Here is a 15,627-nt window from a genome sequence, read left to right as displayed (position 1 = left end):
CAATAATTTATCACTCTTCCACTCATAGCGTAAGTTTTGACAGTTAAAACTTTTTGGATAGATACCTCGTAGCTCTGCTGCGAGGAGTATCATTAAATGGAGATAAGAAATGAACTTAAATCAAAAAATAATAAAGCCAAAATTAGGATTACTAGAACTCGCTAAGAGTCTTGGTAGCATATCATCAGCATGTAAAGCGATGGGCTATAGCAGAGATAGTTATTACAGATTTAAAGAACTGTATGAAACTGGTGGTGAAGAAGCGTTGTATGAGATTAGCCGGAAGAAGCCAATAATAGCGAATAGAGTTGATCCAGCGATAGAGAAGGCAGTAATGGATATGGCAATAGAATATCCAGCATATGGACAGATTCGAGTATCAAATGAGCTTAAGAAGAGCGGTATACTTGTATCACCTGGAGGAGTGAGATCAATTTGGTTACGTAATGATTTAAACAATATCAATAAAAGGCTTAAAGCATTAGAAGCAAGGATGGCTCAGGATGGTATTGTACTTACTGAATCTCAGCAAAACTTACGCTATGAGTGGAAGAGTGATAAATTATTGTAAGAATAATTAAACATGTCAAAGAGGAACAGATTGCAAGCAATACCAATTAATAGAACAGATTACTGTCAATTTTTAACAATTAGCCAAAAGAATTATAGTTTAACCTACTACGCTGAACATGCCAAGAAATGTAGCCATGATGTTATTAATAGATTTTTAGAAAATGAAAAATATACTCCCAGGAGTTTCGCACTTAGAGCCTGTCTTGAAAGTGTATTGAGAACAAAAACAATACACTAATTCATAGCAAGCAGTTTACAATTTGTATAAAAAAGCAGTAATTTTGCTAAAAATTGTAAATTTTTTGATACATCAAACAGTGCTAAAGTAATATGTTGCAGTACTATTTAATGAGCATATTCGTCTTTCAAGATAGGCTCTTAGCAAAGAATATGGTAATCTAGAGAAAAATAGTTTTAGATAAAAATGACAAGATCAAAATGTAGCAAAGATTTATATCAATCGTTTTTACAAGCAAGTAGTGTAAGATATACTGGCAAAGCATTATCTGAAGTAAGCCCAGTAGATCTATCGCACGATAGTGCAAGTCGATGGTTAAAGAGTAAAGATTTTCGCCCTAGCGAAATCTATAGCAAAGTGTCAAAATATCTTGATCTAGAGGAGCCTTGTTTATTAGTAGGAGATGACACCTTATTGTCAAAGCAATACAGTAAGAGGATCGAGCTTGTAAAGTATCAATATTCTGGGGCTGTACATGATGTTATACCTGGTATAGGAATGGTAAACTTACTGCATTACAATACTCAAATTGATCAATCTACTCCTGTAGATTATAGAATATATGATAAAGAAACTGATGGCAAAACAAAGAACGAGCATTTTTGTGATATGCTTACTTTAGCTAAAGAAAGAGGTATCAATCCTGATGCCATAGTCATGGATGCTTGGTATAGTGGTTTGGATAATTTAAAACATATACGTAATTTAGGTTGGATATGGGTTACTAACCTAAGAAGAAATAGAAAAGTTAATCGTAATGTTAGCTTGGACACTTTGGAGATTCCCGATGAAGGGCTAAAAATTCATCTACGTGGATACGGTTGGGTAACGGTATTTAAGTTTGTGGCAAAAAATGGTCGCATTGATTACATAACAACTAATTTAGAAAACCCTACACGTGAGCAAATAGAGAAAATTGTTAAGGCACGTTGGTCTATAGAAGTTTATCATCGAGAATTAAAACAAACTTGTGGTATTGAAAGCTGTCAGGCACGCACGGGTCGAGCTCAAAGAAATCATATTTGCCTTGCTGTATTGGCATGGCTTGATATGAACAAAAGGAGGATAAATGAAAAAATTACTTTATATCAACAAACTTGGGAAGTTATAAAAACATCAATTCAGAATAACATTAGATGGCTTCTAACTGATATGCAATTTTCCTAAGTGCGAAACTCCTGACTCCTTCTTTGTTATGGGAACACATTAAGAATGATGTTATCTTTTCATCTAACGGATATACAATATTTGATGATACGGTGTTAAACAAAAGGAACACAAAGAAAATAGAGGTTGCTAGATCGCAGTATAGTGGAGCTACAGGTGGAGTTACTACCGGTATAGGAGTAGTGAGTCTTGTATATTATAACCCCGATATTGATAAGTTTTGGGTAATAGATTATCGCATTTTTTCACCTGATCATGATGGAGCGACGAAACTAGATCACCTACTAAAGATGTTCAATAATGCTGTTTATAGTAAAAAGATTCCTTTTCAAACTGTACTTTTTGACACATGGTATGCTACACACAAAATTATGCAACATGTTGACTCCTTGGGCAAATATTATTATGCCCCTATTAAAGCCAATAGAAATGTTAGTAAAACGTGTGATTACGAGCCTTATAAAGCTGTTAGCAAGTTGACGTTTTCAGATGAAGAAATTAAGAATGGAATGGAGATTCATATAAAAGGATTTGCCAAAAATAAGCATGTTAATTTGTTTAAATTTACTGTTTCTACCAACAGAGTTGATTATGTTGTTACCAATAACAAAACTCAAAAATCTTCTAAAGCTGCACAAGATGAGTTTGGCTTGCGATGGGTAATTGAGAGCATGCATAGAGAAATTAAGCAACTGACTGGTATAGAACGTTGCCAATGCAGAAAACAGCGTATCCAACATAATCACATTAGTTGTGCATTTCTAGTTTGGGCTTTTCTCAAAAGAACTGCAAATAAAATAGGTAAAACGGTCTACCAAATAAAGTTAGGGCTTTTAGATGACTATATGCAACAACAGCTTCATTCTCCATCTTTACGATATTTAGAACCAAACATAGCGTAAGTTTTGATTATTTCTTCAATGAACCACTTGCTATTATAATTACTAATGCAGAACTACAGGAAAATCCTATGGTTACTGTATCTAATATTAGGAAAATTGATAAGCTTTCTAATACACCGATAATTTTTCTGTCCTCAACTAAGCAGTTAAATTTAATGGAGATCGATGATTTGATATCATTTTTTTACAAACCTCTCTTATCTGATCAGATAATACATTTTCTGAAAAACTTGTTAAGACGCTCTAAAACAATTTTACAGGATAATATTATCAAATTTAAAAATATAAGCATTGATTTAAATGCCGAAAGGGTTTATAAGGGCAAAGAAACTATTCGTTTAGGTCCTACAGAATTTAAAATTCTGCGACTTTTTCTTCAGTCGCCTAATAGTGTATATTCACGCCGAGAAATAATGCAATATTTATGGGAAGATGACGAAAGTTTTAACCAGCGTCTGATTGATGTACATATAAATAGAATTAGAGATGCTTTAGGAAAAGATAGCCCAATTATTAAAACAGTTCGTTTTATTGGTTATTCACTTAATAAAGATATAGTAGAATCAGATATTTAATAATAACAATTAAAAATTTCTTTGTATTTACATATTAATTGTATTAATATTTCTTATCGATGCTAGTTAGGTTCAGGAGTTTCGCACTTAGAGCCTGTCTTGAAAGTGTATTGAGAACAAAAACAATACACTAATTCATAGCAAGCAGTTTACAATTTGTATAAAAAAGCAGTAATTTTGCTAAAAATTGTAAATTTTTTGATACATCAAACAGTGCTAAAGTAATATGTTGCAGTACTATTTAATGAGCATATTCGTCTTTCAAGATAGGCTCTTAGCAAAGAATATGGTAATCTAGAGAAAAATAGTTTTAGATAAAAATGACAAGATCAAAATGTAGCAAAGATTTATATCAATCGTTTTTACAAGCAAGTAGTGTAAGATATACTGGCAAAGCATTATCTGAAGTAAGCCCAGTAGATCTATCGCACGATAGTGCAAGTCGATGGTTAAAGAGTAAAGATTTTCGCCCTAGCGAAATCTATAGCAAAGTGTCAAAATATCTTGATCTAGAGGAGCCTTGTTTATTAGTAGGAGATGACACCTTATTGTCAAAGCAATACAGTAAGAGGATCGAGCTTGTAAAGTATCAATATTCTGGGGCTGTACATGATGTTATACCTGGTATAGGAATGGTAAACTTACTGCATTACAATACTCAAATTGATCAATCTACTCCTGTAGATTATAGAATATATGATAAAGAAACTGATGGCAAAACAAAGAACGAGCATTTTTGTGATATGCTTACTTTAGCTAAAGAAAGAGGTATCAATCCTGATGCCATAGTCATGGATGCTTGGTATAGTGGTTTGGATAATTTAAAACATATACGTAATTTAGGTTGGATATGGGTTACTAACCTAAGAAGAAATAGAAAAGTTAATCGTAATGTTAGCTTGGACACTTTGGAGATTCCCGATGAAGGGCTAAAAATTCATCTACGTGGATACGGTTGGGTAACGGTATTTAAGTTTGTGGCAAAAAATGGTCGCATTGATTACATAACAACTAATTTAGAAAACCCTACACGTGAGCAAATAGAGAAAATTGTTAAGGCACGTTGGTCTATAGAAGTTTATCATCGAGAATTAAAACAAACTTGTGGTATTGAAAGCTGTCAGGCACGCACGGGTCGAGCTCAAAGAAATCATATTTGCCTTGCTGTATTGGCATGGCTTGATATGAACAAAAGGAGGATAAATGAAAAAATTACTTTATATCAACAAACTTGGGAAGTTATAAAAACATCAATTCAGAATAACATTAGATGGCTTCTAACTGATATGCAATTTTCCTAAGTGCGAAACTCCTGAGGTTCATTGTTACAAATTAAAAATCGGTTAAACTTTATGCTAAGTAAAATAAATAAGCCTGCATTTTTTGCACTAATAATTTATCCTGTTATCCTAATATCGCTTTTAGTTAAATACGTATCCAGTTATGGAATAGGTTGGACTGAAATTATTTTTCTGGTTAGCAGTTATTATGTTAATAATATTACAGTTGGAATTGGATTGCATAGATTATGGTCTCATCATTCTTATAAAATAAATAAATATGCTGAGTTCGTTTTAGTTGTGCTATCTGCTGGAACTTTGCAAGGACCTGCGTTGTCTTGGGCTTCGAATCACTATAAGCACCATGCTAAAACAGATACAGATCAAGATCCGCATAGTCCTTTAAAATTTGAAAATAGAGTTTTAGGTTTTATTTGGTCTCATATAGGTTGGATGTTAGTAGGACAAGGAAGCTATAAATCTATCGATCGTATTACTTGGGTTAAACTTGGTAAAAATAATTTGTTAAAGTGGCAGCTAAGATATTATTGGCAGATAGCAGCTTTTATGAATATAGCTGTACCATTAATTATAGGCTATCTAGTCGGCGGTACTATACATTCGGCATATATGGGATTTTTATTCATGGGGCTTGGTAGATTTCTGCAACAACAAGCAACTTTTTGTGTAAATTCTTTATGTCATTTTGTCGGTAGTAAAAAGTATTACAAAGGAACTGCTGGAGATATTTGGTGGATGGCTTTATTTTTACTTGGGGAAAACTGGCATAACTATCATCATGCTTTCCCTTCAGACTATCGTAATGGTGCAAAATGGTATCATTTTGATGTTCACAAATGGATAATATTCTTGATGAGTAAAATTGGACTTGCTTCAGAACTTGACCGTACTACAAAGGTAAGAATTCAAGCAAAAATGCAAGAAACATTAAGTTACCTCAGTGAAAAAGAGAAGCAAAAATTAAATTTAATGCAAGCTAAGGTAGAGCAGCTTTTAGAAAATTTATGTTTAAAAATAAAAGAGCTTGAAGAATCATCTACTACGATTAAAAAACAATTTAGAAGATCTTTTATAGAAATACAAGAGTCTCTTAAAAATTTAGCAGAACAGATAAGCTCTGCTGAACAAATAACTGAAGAGCCTTCAAAAAAATTATTGAAAGTAGTTAATAGAAAAATTAACGACGCTGAACAGTCTATTTACAAACTATATAATAAATTAAATGCAATAAAAGTTTCTAATTAATTGCTTTATTTTCATTATAATCTAACAACTTTCTTCATTTACTAGCGGTTTATGCTGCTAATGAATGAAGAGTTGGCATATTCTTAACTAACTTTGTGCCAATTTTTCAAATTCTATTCAATTACAGAATCTCATACCTTAATTTCACCTAATAAAACTATCAACCTAAGCATTATTTTATTTATTTTTTTAATTTTTTTATATGATTCGAGCGGTTAAAAATTTTAATCTCTTAGGGTTTAATTCCCCGAAGGTCTGCTTCGTGATATACTAGATGCATGGAAGAAAGCAGTTATATACATAAAAGTGATAATGTCACAGTACTAATATATCATTTAGTAACACCGGCAAAGTATAGAAGAGTAATATTCAAAGAGGAACTAGACGATTATTTATGTAAAATTTGTGAGGACATAGAAGCTCGTTATGAAATTAGATTTTTGGAAATAGGAGTAGATAAAGAACATGTACATTTTTTACTACAGTCAATACTAATGTATAGCCCAACAAAAATAACTCAAATCATAAAAAGTATTACATCTAAGGAAATGTTTAACGCGAGTTTCGTATTCAAAAAGTCGCTGTATAGCTGATAAACAGTGGGTTACGGGGATATTGATAATACTGTTTTTGTTATAAAGTGAGTACAAAATACAAATTGCTAATTAAAATATGGTATTTATAGTATAAGAAAAAAGTTTATAGGTTATTGAAAAAACTTTAAGAGCAATAACCTATGATAATGGATTTTACAGAAATATTTTGTTACGTCGATGATTTTTTTCAAGAATTAGACAAGCATACAAATTCAATTACTAACCATAACAACAAATCTGGTCCTAAAAGTCGACTTAACAGAAGTGAGGTAATAACAATTATAATAGGCTACTGGCAGTCATCTTATGATTGTTTTAAGAATTATTATCTGAAGCAAATATGGATTTATCATCAAAGAGATTTTCAATTAGTAAGCTATAGTCAATTTATAAAAATAATAGGTCCACATTTACCACTATTAGTACTGATATTCAATTCTATTTTGGATCAGTGTGATGGCCTTTCTTTTGTAGATTCAAGTAGTATAGAGGTATGTAAGAGATACCGTCAGGAGTTTCGCACTTAGAGCCTGTCTTGAAAGTGTATTGAGAACAAAAACAATACACTAATTCATAGCAAGCAGTTTACAATTTGTATAAAAAAGCAGTAATTTTGCTAAAAATTGTAAATTTTTTGATACATCAAACAGTGCTAAAGTAATATGTTGCAGTACTATTTAATGAGCATATTCGTCTTTCAAGATAGGCTCTTAGCAAAGAATATGGTAATCTAGAGAAAAATAGTTTTAGATAAAAATGACAAGATCAAAATGTAGCAAAGATTTATATCAATCGTTTTTACAAGCAAGTAGTGTAAGATATACTGGCAAAGCATTATCTGAAGTAAGCCCAGTAGATCTATCGCACGATAGTGCAAGTCGATGGTTAAAGAGTAAAGATTTTCGCCCTAGCGAAATCTATAGCAAAGTGTCAAAATATCTTGATCTAGAGGAGCCTTGTTTATTAGTAGGAGATGACACCTTATTGTCAAAGCAATACAGTAAGAGGATCGAGCTTGTAAAGTATCAATATTCTGGGGCTGTACATGATGTTATACCTGGTATAGGAATGGTAAACTTACTGCATTACAATACTCAAATTGATCAATCTACTCCTGTAGATTATAGAATATATGATAAAGAAACTGATGGCAAAACAAAGAACGAGCATTTTTGTGATATGCTTACTTTAGCTAAAGAAAGAGGTATCAATCCTGATGCCATAGTCATGGATGCTTGGTATAGTGGTTTGGATAATTTAAAACATATACGTAATTTAGGTTGGATATGGGTTACTAACCTAAGAAGAAATAGAAAAGTTAATCGTAATGTTAGCTTGGACACTTTGGAGATTCCCGATGAAGGGCTAAAAATTCATCTACGTGGATACGGTTGGGTAACGGTATTTAAGTTTGTGGCAAAAAATGGTCGCATTGATTACATAACAACTAATTTAGAAAACCCTACACGTGAGCAAATAGAGAAAATTGTTAAGGCACGTTGGTCTATAGAAGTTTATCATCGAGAATTAAAACAAACTTGTGGTATTGAAAGCTGTCAGGCACGCACGGGTCGAGCTCAAAGAAATCATATTTGCCTTGCTGTATTGGCATGGCTTGATATGAACAAAAGGAGGATAAATGAAAAAATTACTTTATATCAACAAACTTGGGAAGTTATAAAAACATCAATTCAGAATAACATTAGATGGCTTCTAACTGATATGCAATTTTCCTAAGTGCGAAACTCCTGACCGTATTTCAATGAATAAAGTGTTCGCCGGCATAGCAGCACGCAGTAAGACAACAAAAGGTTGGTTCTATGGACTTAAACTACATCTAATAATTAATGGGGTCGTTGAAAGATAATTTTTGATAGTAAAATAAGAGGAAAGGAGGTAATAAATATTTTAAAAAAGAAATTCTGTTTAATATAGAGATAAATGTTATTCAATAGTGTAGTAATTTAATAGAGATTTGTTTACAGAGTTAGAATTTTTATTAATAAATTTCTTTAAGCCATTAAAGTTGTTAAAACCACTAATCGTTTTAAATTAAAACATATGGCATTCATAAATTCGGAGAATTGATTTTTGGCAATTCCTATATATCTAACCCGCTTATTATCTTTTGAAAATACCATCTCGAAAGGTGCTCTGATTTTCGTATAATATTTATCAAGGTCAAAATTCTTATCTTTCATATTATTTTTCTTTATTGCACAAAGATGGACTCCCTTTTTAGCTGCTGCATTCTTGGTAGAGATTGTACAATAACCTTTATCAACATATGTAGCACCAGAACTTGGCATAACATGCTTAAAACCTTTGCTATCGGTAACATTTGCAGGGGTAACTGCAACCTTATTGATCATGCCTGATTGAATATCAACACTCACATGTTTTTTATAACCATACCAAAATTTATTCCCTCCCTTACAGCCAATTTTGGCTTGTTTATCCTTTGCAACCTTAGGCAAAGTCTCATTATTCAATTTATCATATTTTTGTGCTCTTAGTTTATCACGTTCCTCCCAGAGATTAGCTTTTGAGATTAAATGAGAAGCATCTACAAATTATCATATTTTTGTGCTCTTAGTTTATCACGTTCCTCCCAGAGATTAGCTTTTGAGATTAAATGAGAAGCATCTACAAAGGTAAATACTTCACCCATATAGCCTTGTACTCGTAGTTGATCGCGGAATTTTGTAAATATTTTTGATAGTAAATTAGTACCTATTTTTTTACGTATTTTACTAAATACACTATAATCAGGTGTCTTTTCTGTAAGAGCAAAATTACAAAACCATTTCGCCGCTGTGCTATCAGCTAAATAACGTTCTAATTCCCGATCAGATAAGTCTTCCATAAATTGTAGCAGCAAACATTTAAACAGCCTCTCTATACCATATCCTTTATAATTAGCTTCGCATTCTAATGCTAATAACTCAGCTTCAACTGCTTTGAATTTGAATAAACTTTTGAATTTACGATATTGATGATCCGCATTTACTAACTCATCTAAACTTACCATTAGCATTTGATACTCTGACATATAAACATATTTTTTATTTTTTTATTATACCTGCTACCCTCTCATCTCGCAACAGTCCCTTAATAGAGCCGGTGGTATAGTTAAAGCATCTTTTAGCCCTGGCAATAAGGATGATAGAAAACAGCTGGAACTGATGATCAAAAATCTTTTTGGTAAAGTATTCGGAGATCGTGGTTATATTTCACAACAATTATTTCAACAACTTTTAGAGCAAGGAATTTTTATGGTAACTAGGGTAAAGAAAAATATGAAAAATAAACTTATGTCTATGTTGGATAAAATATTATTGCTTAAAAGAGCATTAATAGAATCTGTGTTTAGTAAAATTAAACTATTGGGGAAGTTTGAGCATTCAAGGCATAGATCAGTTACAAATGCCTTTGTGCATATGGTTGCAGCACTGATAAATTATCAAATGTCTGATAATAAACCTTCTATTACATCTCTCTTGATATGCTAAATCCTATGCTATATTAATTCGAAACTCGCGTTAATTATGTAAAAAATCAAGGTTCAGGCAAACCTTCTTATAAAGCATTTCAACAAAAACAGTTAAAACTTTTTGGATAGATACCTCGTAGCTCTGCTGCGAGGAGTATCATTAATTTTTAATGTATATCGCAGATATTTCAAAAGTTAGGAATCAAATAAGTGCTAAGTTAAGCTAGACGTATAGCTTCAAGCAATAAGTTTGATACATCAAATTTAGCGAGTCTTGATTGTGCTCACGTATTTAATATACGCTCCACAATCTTGCTCGCAAATTTAATGTCTGAACCTCATTGCTTTTTGCTATAATAGTTTGTCTAAAACTAAATTAACCTCTGTTAATATTTAGTAAATAATTGAAAATTATTGTTAATAATCTTCAGATTTACTAGGGGTTATAGCAAACTTTTTTAAAAAAAAACAAAGAAATAATAATTTTTTAAAAATAATACTTGAATTTAATAGTTTCAGTTGCTATAAATAGCTTTATTTTAAAGTTTTTGTATGGGATTCTTATAATTATGAGTTTTTATGAGTCAGTTTTTATTGTGCGTCAAGACGTATCATTAAATGATATAGATAAAATAGTTGATGATTTTAGTAAAATCATTAAAGATAATAACGGTGCTATTGTAAAAAAAGAATACTGGGGGTTAAGAGCTTTAGCTTATAAAATCGGCAATCACAAAAAAGGATATTATTACCTTTTAGGTCTTGATACTACTCCAGCTGTAAAGCAAGAGCTAGAGAGAAAAATGAAACTTAATGAAAATATCATAAGATTTCTTATACAAAAAGTAGATTCAATTAGTAATGAGCCTTCACCGATATTAAAAAATCAAAATACAGAAAATACTCCAGTAATTGATGTAACGGCTAATTAAAATAATCAAATCTAAATTTGCAGGAATTAAGGTAAATAATGTCGAAAAACAATACTAGTGAAACAACAACTCGAAAACCAATGGAAAGAGCTTCTAAAAAAGTGTTCTTTAGAAGACGTAAAGGTTGTCCTCTTTCTGTGCCTAATGCACCGGTTATTGATTATAAAAATCCAGAACTTTTGATAAAATTTGTTTCCGAAGGCGGTAGAATGCTACCAAGTAGAATCACAAATGTTTGTGCAAAAAAACAAAGAAAGCTAAATAATGCTATTAAAATTGCAAGAATTTTAGCATTGTTACCTTTTGTATTTCAAGCTAAGTAAAGGACGTATAATACCATGGAAGTTATTTTAATTAAACCGGTAAGAAAATTAGGTAAGATAGGGGAAATACATAAAGTAGCCGACGGATTTGGTCGTAATTATCTTTTACCACAAAAATTAGCTATTAGAGCTACTAAACTTAATAAAGAGTTAATTGTTAAGCAGAAGCATGAATTAGAAGAAAAAGATACACAAATAAAAGAAGAAATAACAAAAATTAATGATCTTATTAAAGATCAAAAATTAATTTTTGTTCGTCAAACATCAGATGATGGTAAATTATTTGGTTCAGTAAATAATAAAGAAATAGCCGAAAAATTATCTCAAGCTGTATCTTACCCTATTTCTCATTTAAATATAATTCTTGATACTCAAATCAAATCTATAGGGGTTTACAAGGTTGAAGTAAGATTGCATGCTGAACTTAGTACAGATGTTACAGTTATTGTTGCAAGATCAGAATCAGAAGTACAAGACTATTTACGTGAACAAAAAACCGAAGAATCTACAACAGAGCCTTTAGCTGAGTCAGCATAAGTTTATCTTCATTATACCTTACAAATTGATTAATTTCATTGCATGATTCATATGTTACTTTTTGCGTAAAGGCATTGCCAACGTAGATCATTTTTCCCTGTCATACCGTGATTTATTCACAGGATTCAGTAAAAAATACTAATAAAACTAGTATTTTTTATTGTTTTCTAGATCTAGTTTCCAAGCAACTAGATGACACTGATGGTGCTTTTCGATCTAAGCAACAAAGCCACCACAGTAAGCATTGTTGCGTGGATACCAATTCGTCATTGCGAGCGACTGCAAGGACCGTGGCAATCCAGACAAAATAATAAAAAATACTATAAGTTAGCATTTTTTAACTAGATTGCGTACGTACAATTACTTCGTAATTTCCTCACAATGACGGAAAAACTGATCCACGCAAGCAGGTCTTTAGCAGGAATGACATAGAATAAAAACTGTCTGGCACTATTCATCACTACAGGCAATTCCTAAAATTTAGGCTTACCAAATCTTGAAGTATCAAAGATATACAAATTATCTTTATTCGTGAACATTTGCAATAGGTCTATTTTCATAAATTCTTTTTGTCTGTAATACTATTTCTCCGATTTTTTTCTGTAAAATCTCTATAGGCGTTAATTCTGTCTAATATTGTGCAACATGAATATACTGCTAATAAACGAAAAGTCAGTAGACAAAGTTTAATTTGGAAAAGAGTAAGAAGTCCTCAAAACGAGGAGCGGCAGCAGTTACTTAATACTTGAGCACCGCAGAATTTATCAAGACGACGTAGCCAATTTTTTAAGTTCATCAAGTATATACGGATCTTTAAGAATTAAATTAGGCTCTAACCTAGAATCTGTTTTAAATAATGATATTACTTGTTCTTCAGATCTATTAGATAACTTCGTTCTTTCATATAACATTTTATCAATATTACTACGTAACTTTCTAACATTCCAATTTTCTTGTATAGACATATACGCATAAAATTCTCTTTGATTATGTTCTTTTGGAGGTAATAACTCTATTATATGACTCCAACTTAATTGGTGCAACAGTGTCGCACTAATTTGTTGCTCTTTAAAAGATTGATAAAATTGATTCATGAGAATTAGAGCTATACGAGAAAAGCCTTGCCTATATAAGGAAGAAAGACCTTTAGCTAAAGTCTTAATAACCTCCTGCCCGTATTCCGCTCTTATACTTTTAAGGATCTCTATGCCAGTATACCGCAGATATTTTAAGATTTGGAAGTCAAATAAGCGGTGAGCCTGCGGAGCGTACAAATAGTACGTGAGCAAAGGAGAATCCTGAAATTTGGCTTAACAAATATTGAAATATCAAAGGTATATAACATTGTCATTTCGGTATTAGCTTTAATGGCAATTCTAACTTTAGCATTATTAATAAGAACGCTAATATCATTTATTAACTCATTAGTATTTGTTATTATTTCATTCATGGGCTTTTCTATATATTATATATTGCTACTTCTAATAAAAATTTCAACACCAAAAGTTTTATATTAACTTTAAAAAATAAAATTTGATTTTTTAGAATTAAGCCTATATTTTAATTTAATTACGAATTAGTTAAGTATGGAAGCTTATGTCAAATATAGATAAAGAAAAAGCTGTTGCTGCAGCTCTCGCACAAATTGAAAAAAGCTATGGTAAAGGCTCGGTTATGAAACTTGGTCAGCGTCCTAATGTTGATATAGAAGCTGTGTCAACCGGTTCGCTTGGACTTGACATAGCTCTTGGAATTGGCGGAGTTCCTAAAGGCAGAATAATAGAAATATTTGGTCCTGAAAGCTCAGGTAAAACTACTCTTACATTACATTTAATTGCTGAAGCACAGAAAAAAGGCGGAACATGTGCATTTATTGATGCTGAGCATGCCTTAGATCCAGCTTATGCTAAAAAGCTTGGGGTCAATATTGATGAGCTTATCATATCTCAGCCTGATACAGGAGAACAAGCTTTAGAAATTGCCGATACTTTAATTCGCTCCGGCGGTATTGATATGATAATAATAGATAGTGTTGCTGCTTTAGTACCAAAATCAGAGATTGAAGGCGAAATGGGCGATGCACAAATGGCTTCTCAAGCAAGATTAATGAGTCAGGCTTTACGTAAACTTACTGCTTCAATTAATCGTACTAATTGTATTACTGTTTTCATCAATCAAATTAGAATGAAAATCGGTGTAATGTTTGGCAGTCCTGAGACTACAACCGGCGGTAATGCTTTAAAATTCTATGCTTCAGTTAGAATAGATATTAGAAGAATAGGTTCTATTAAGGATAAAGAAGAAGTAATAGGCAGCCAAACCAAAGTAAAAGTAGTAAAAAACAAAGTATCACCTCCATTTAAAACAGCAGATTTTGATATAATGTATGGCTTAGGTATTTCAAAAGAAGGTGAAATAATCGATCTTGGAGTAAAGCTTGACATAATAGAAAAATCTGGTTCTTGGTTTTCTTATAATAGCGTACGTATCGGTCAAGGACGTGAAAATGTTAAACAATATTTGAAAGATAATCCACAAATCTCTAATGAAATTGAGAAGCTTGTACGAGAAAAATCATCTAAAGTCAATAATATAAATTTTGAACAAGAGGAGGAAGTAAATGATTGATTTAAGCGGTCAAACAGCATTAATTACCGGAGCTTCAGGAGGTATAGGAGGTGCTATTGCAAGGCAGCTTCATAAGCTTGGAAGCCATGTAATTATAAGCGGGAGTAATGAGGAAAAATTAAAAGCTCTCGGCAATGATTTAAAAGATAATTACACAATTAAAGTCTGTAATCTTACAAATACTGAAGAATGGGGCAATTTAATAGCTCAAATAGAAAAATTAGATATTTTAGTCTGTAATGCCGGTATTACCAAAGATACGCTAGCAATAAGAATGAAAAATGAAGATTTTGACCAAGTTATTGATATTAATTTAAAAGCAAATTTCATTTTAAATCGTGAAGCAATAAAAAAGATGATGACTAATAGATACGGACGCATCATTAACATAGCTTCAATAGTAGGAGTTTCAGGTAACCCTGGGCAAGCGAATTACTGTGCTTCTAAAGCAGGTTTAATCGGTATGACAAAATCACTTGCTTATGAAGTTGCAACCAGAGGAATTACAGTTAATGCAGTCGCTCCAGGTTTTATTAAATCTGATATGACTGATAAGTTAAATGAGGAACAAAAAGAAGCTATAACACGAAAAATCCCAAAAGGAACATATGGTATGCCTGAAGATATAGCAAATGCGGTTGCATTTTTAGCAAGCAATCAATCGTCATATATTACTGGTCAAACCCTACATGTAAATGGCGGAATGTTAATGGTATAAAATTTTATGCTGGCATAAAACAATTTTTTGTGCTAGAAGTTCTTTTAAAGCTAAAATAGCTATGAATAATAAGTATTCATAATATTTTAAAATATTAAACTTATGTTTATAAATATACAAACTAATAAAAATGATTTATGGAGTTCAAAATTATGAGTAAAGTGGATAATATCGAGCAGAAAGTTATCAAAATTATTGCTGATAATCAAGGGAAAAAAATTGAAGAAATCAGCGAGGACTCGCGATTTGCAGAAGATTTAGGAGTAGATAGCCTATCTACAGTAGAAATAATGATGGAAATAGAGAAAGAATTTGGTGTTGATGTTCCTGATGAAGAAGCAACTAAGATAAAAAAAGTAGCAGATGTTGTTAACTATATAAAAGAACATAAATCTTAAT

Annotated in this window: 16 protein-coding genes and 5 pseudogenes; 18 read left to right on the top strand and 3 right to left on the bottom strand. The window is 31.8% G+C overall.

The annotated features are described in order from the left end of the window. Positions 1-109 precede the first annotated feature (109 nt). The 11 genes and pseudogenes from ACOAL3_RS09500 to ACOAL3_RS09450 form a co-directional block, all read left to right on the top strand. Positions 110-562 (top strand): annotated as a pseudogene (locus tag ACOAL3_RS09500) (helix-turn-helix domain-containing protein); the annotation flags it as partial. A gap of 39 nt (positions 563-601) precedes the next feature. Beyond that, positions 602-751, top strand: a pseudogene (locus ACOAL3_RS09495) (IS701 family transposase); the annotation flags it as partial. A 246-nt stretch (positions 752-997) separates the two neighbouring features. Further along, positions 998-1,978, top strand: coding sequence for an IS701 family transposase (locus tag ACOAL3_RS09490; RefSeq protein WP_419234551.1), 981 nt, complete (start codon positions 998-1,000; stop codon positions 1,976-1,978). Positions 1,979-1,989: 11 nt separating this feature from the next. Then, positions 1,990-2,880, top strand: a pseudogene (locus ACOAL3_RS09485) (IS701 family transposase); the annotation flags it as partial. Positions 2,881-2,948: 68 nt separating this feature from the next. Further along, positions 2,949-3,455 (top strand): winged helix-turn-helix domain-containing protein, encoded by a 507-nt coding sequence (locus ACOAL3_RS09480; protein WP_419234917.1) that lies wholly within the window; start codon positions 2,949-2,951, stop codon positions 3,453-3,455. Between the two features lie 320 nt (positions 3,456-3,775). Beyond that, positions 3,776-4,756: an IS701 family transposase gene (locus ACOAL3_RS09475; RefSeq protein WP_419234551.1), complete on the top strand. Its 981-nt coding sequence runs from the start codon at positions 3,776-3,778 to the stop codon at positions 4,754-4,756. Positions 4,757-4,807: 51 nt separating this feature from the next. Beyond that, positions 4,808-6,001 carry a fatty acid desaturase gene (locus tag ACOAL3_RS09470; protein ID WP_419234916.1) on the top strand — a complete coding sequence of 398 codons (1,194 nt, stop codon included), beginning with the start codon at positions 4,808-4,810 and terminating at the stop codon, positions 5,999-6,001. A gap of 278 nt (positions 6,002-6,279) precedes the next feature. After that, positions 6,280-6,594, top strand: a complete 315-nt coding sequence (gene tnpA, locus ACOAL3_RS09465) for an IS200/IS605 family transposase (RefSeq protein ID WP_419234915.1) — start codon at positions 6,280-6,282, stop codon at positions 6,592-6,594. Positions 6,595-6,743: 149 nt separating this feature from the next. Further along, positions 6,744-7,124, top strand: a complete 381-nt coding sequence (locus tag ACOAL3_RS09460) for a hypothetical protein (protein ID WP_419234914.1) — start codon at positions 6,744-6,746, stop codon at positions 7,122-7,124. 229 nt (positions 7,125-7,353) lie between these two features. Next, a complete protein-coding gene (locus ACOAL3_RS09455) occupies positions 7,354-8,334 on the top strand; it encodes an IS701 family transposase (protein WP_419234551.1) in 981 nt (326 codons plus the stop codon). Positions 8,335-8,350: 16 nt separating this feature from the next. After that, positions 8,351-8,446: pseudogene (locus tag ACOAL3_RS09450) on the top strand (transposase); the annotation flags it as partial. Positions 8,447-8,609: 163 nt separating this feature from the next. On the opposite strand, the gene ACOAL3_RS09445 reads toward ACOAL3_RS09450, so the two are convergent. Continuing rightward, positions 8,610-9,089, bottom strand: coding sequence for a transposase (locus ACOAL3_RS09445; protein WP_419234525.1), 480 nt, complete (start codon positions 9,087-9,089; stop codon positions 8,610-8,612). Positions 9,090-9,163: 74 nt separating this feature from the next. Beyond that, positions 9,164-9,649, bottom strand: coding sequence for a transposase (locus ACOAL3_RS09440; RefSeq protein WP_419234524.1), 486 nt, complete (start codon positions 9,647-9,649; stop codon positions 9,164-9,166). Positions 9,650-9,707: 58 nt separating this feature from the next. Between ACOAL3_RS09440 and ACOAL3_RS09435 the strand changes: the two are divergent. The 4 genes and pseudogenes from ACOAL3_RS09435 to rplI all read left to right on the top strand — a co-directional run. Next, positions 9,708-10,109: pseudogene (locus ACOAL3_RS09435) on the top strand (transposase); the annotation flags it as partial. 550 nt (positions 10,110-10,659) lie between these two features. Continuing rightward, entirely contained in the window at positions 10,660-11,022 is a 363-nt protein-coding gene (gene rpsF, locus ACOAL3_RS09430; protein ID WP_419234913.1) for a 30S ribosomal protein S6, read from the top strand. 38 nt (positions 11,023-11,060) lie between these two features. Continuing rightward, positions 11,061-11,345, top strand: coding sequence for a 30S ribosomal protein S18 (gene rpsR / locus ACOAL3_RS09425; protein ID WP_341788698.1), 285 nt, complete (start codon positions 11,061-11,063; stop codon positions 11,343-11,345). A 15-nt stretch (positions 11,346-11,360) separates the two neighbouring features. Then, the gene (gene rplI / locus ACOAL3_RS09420) at positions 11,361-11,882 is read left to right on the top strand and encodes a 50S ribosomal protein L9 (protein ID WP_419234912.1); all 522 of its coding nucleotides are present in this window, start codon (positions 11,361-11,363) and stop codon (positions 11,880-11,882) included. Between the two features lie 764 nt (positions 11,883-12,646). Here the strand turns inward: rplI and ACOAL3_RS09415 are convergent. Then, positions 12,647-13,156: a DUF1016 N-terminal domain-containing protein gene (locus ACOAL3_RS09415; protein WP_419235641.1), complete on the bottom strand. Its 510-nt coding sequence runs from the start codon at positions 13,154-13,156 to the stop codon at positions 12,647-12,649. A gap of 322 nt (positions 13,157-13,478) precedes the next feature. Here ACOAL3_RS09415 and recA point away from each other — a divergent pair, with 322 nt between their 5' ends. The 3 genes from recA (at position 13,479) to acpP (ending at position 15,626) form a co-directional block, all read left to right on the top strand. After that, positions 13,479-14,510, top strand: coding sequence for a recombinase RecA (gene recA / locus ACOAL3_RS09410; RefSeq protein ID WP_419234911.1), 1,032 nt, complete (start codon positions 13,479-13,481; stop codon positions 14,508-14,510). After that, entirely contained in the window at positions 14,503-15,228 is a 726-nt protein-coding gene (gene fabG / locus ACOAL3_RS09405; RefSeq protein ID WP_395477041.1) for a 3-oxoacyl-ACP reductase FabG, read from the top strand. The genes recA and fabG overlap by 8 nt, the downstream gene beginning before the upstream one ends. Positions 15,229-15,365: 137 nt before the next feature. Continuing rightward, a complete protein-coding gene (gene acpP / locus ACOAL3_RS09400) occupies positions 15,366-15,626 on the top strand; it encodes an acyl carrier protein (protein ID WP_395477040.1) in 261 nt (86 codons plus the stop codon). Position 15,627 lies beyond the last annotated feature (1 nt).

This window comes from Rickettsia endosymbiont of Nabis limbatus (genome assembly GCF_965196655.1).
Lineage (GTDB): Bacteria > Pseudomonadota > Alphaproteobacteria > Rickettsiales > Rickettsiaceae > Rickettsia.
The sequence above is the reverse complement of the archived record's forward strand: the minus strand, read 5'-3'. Positions and strand labels throughout refer to the sequence as shown.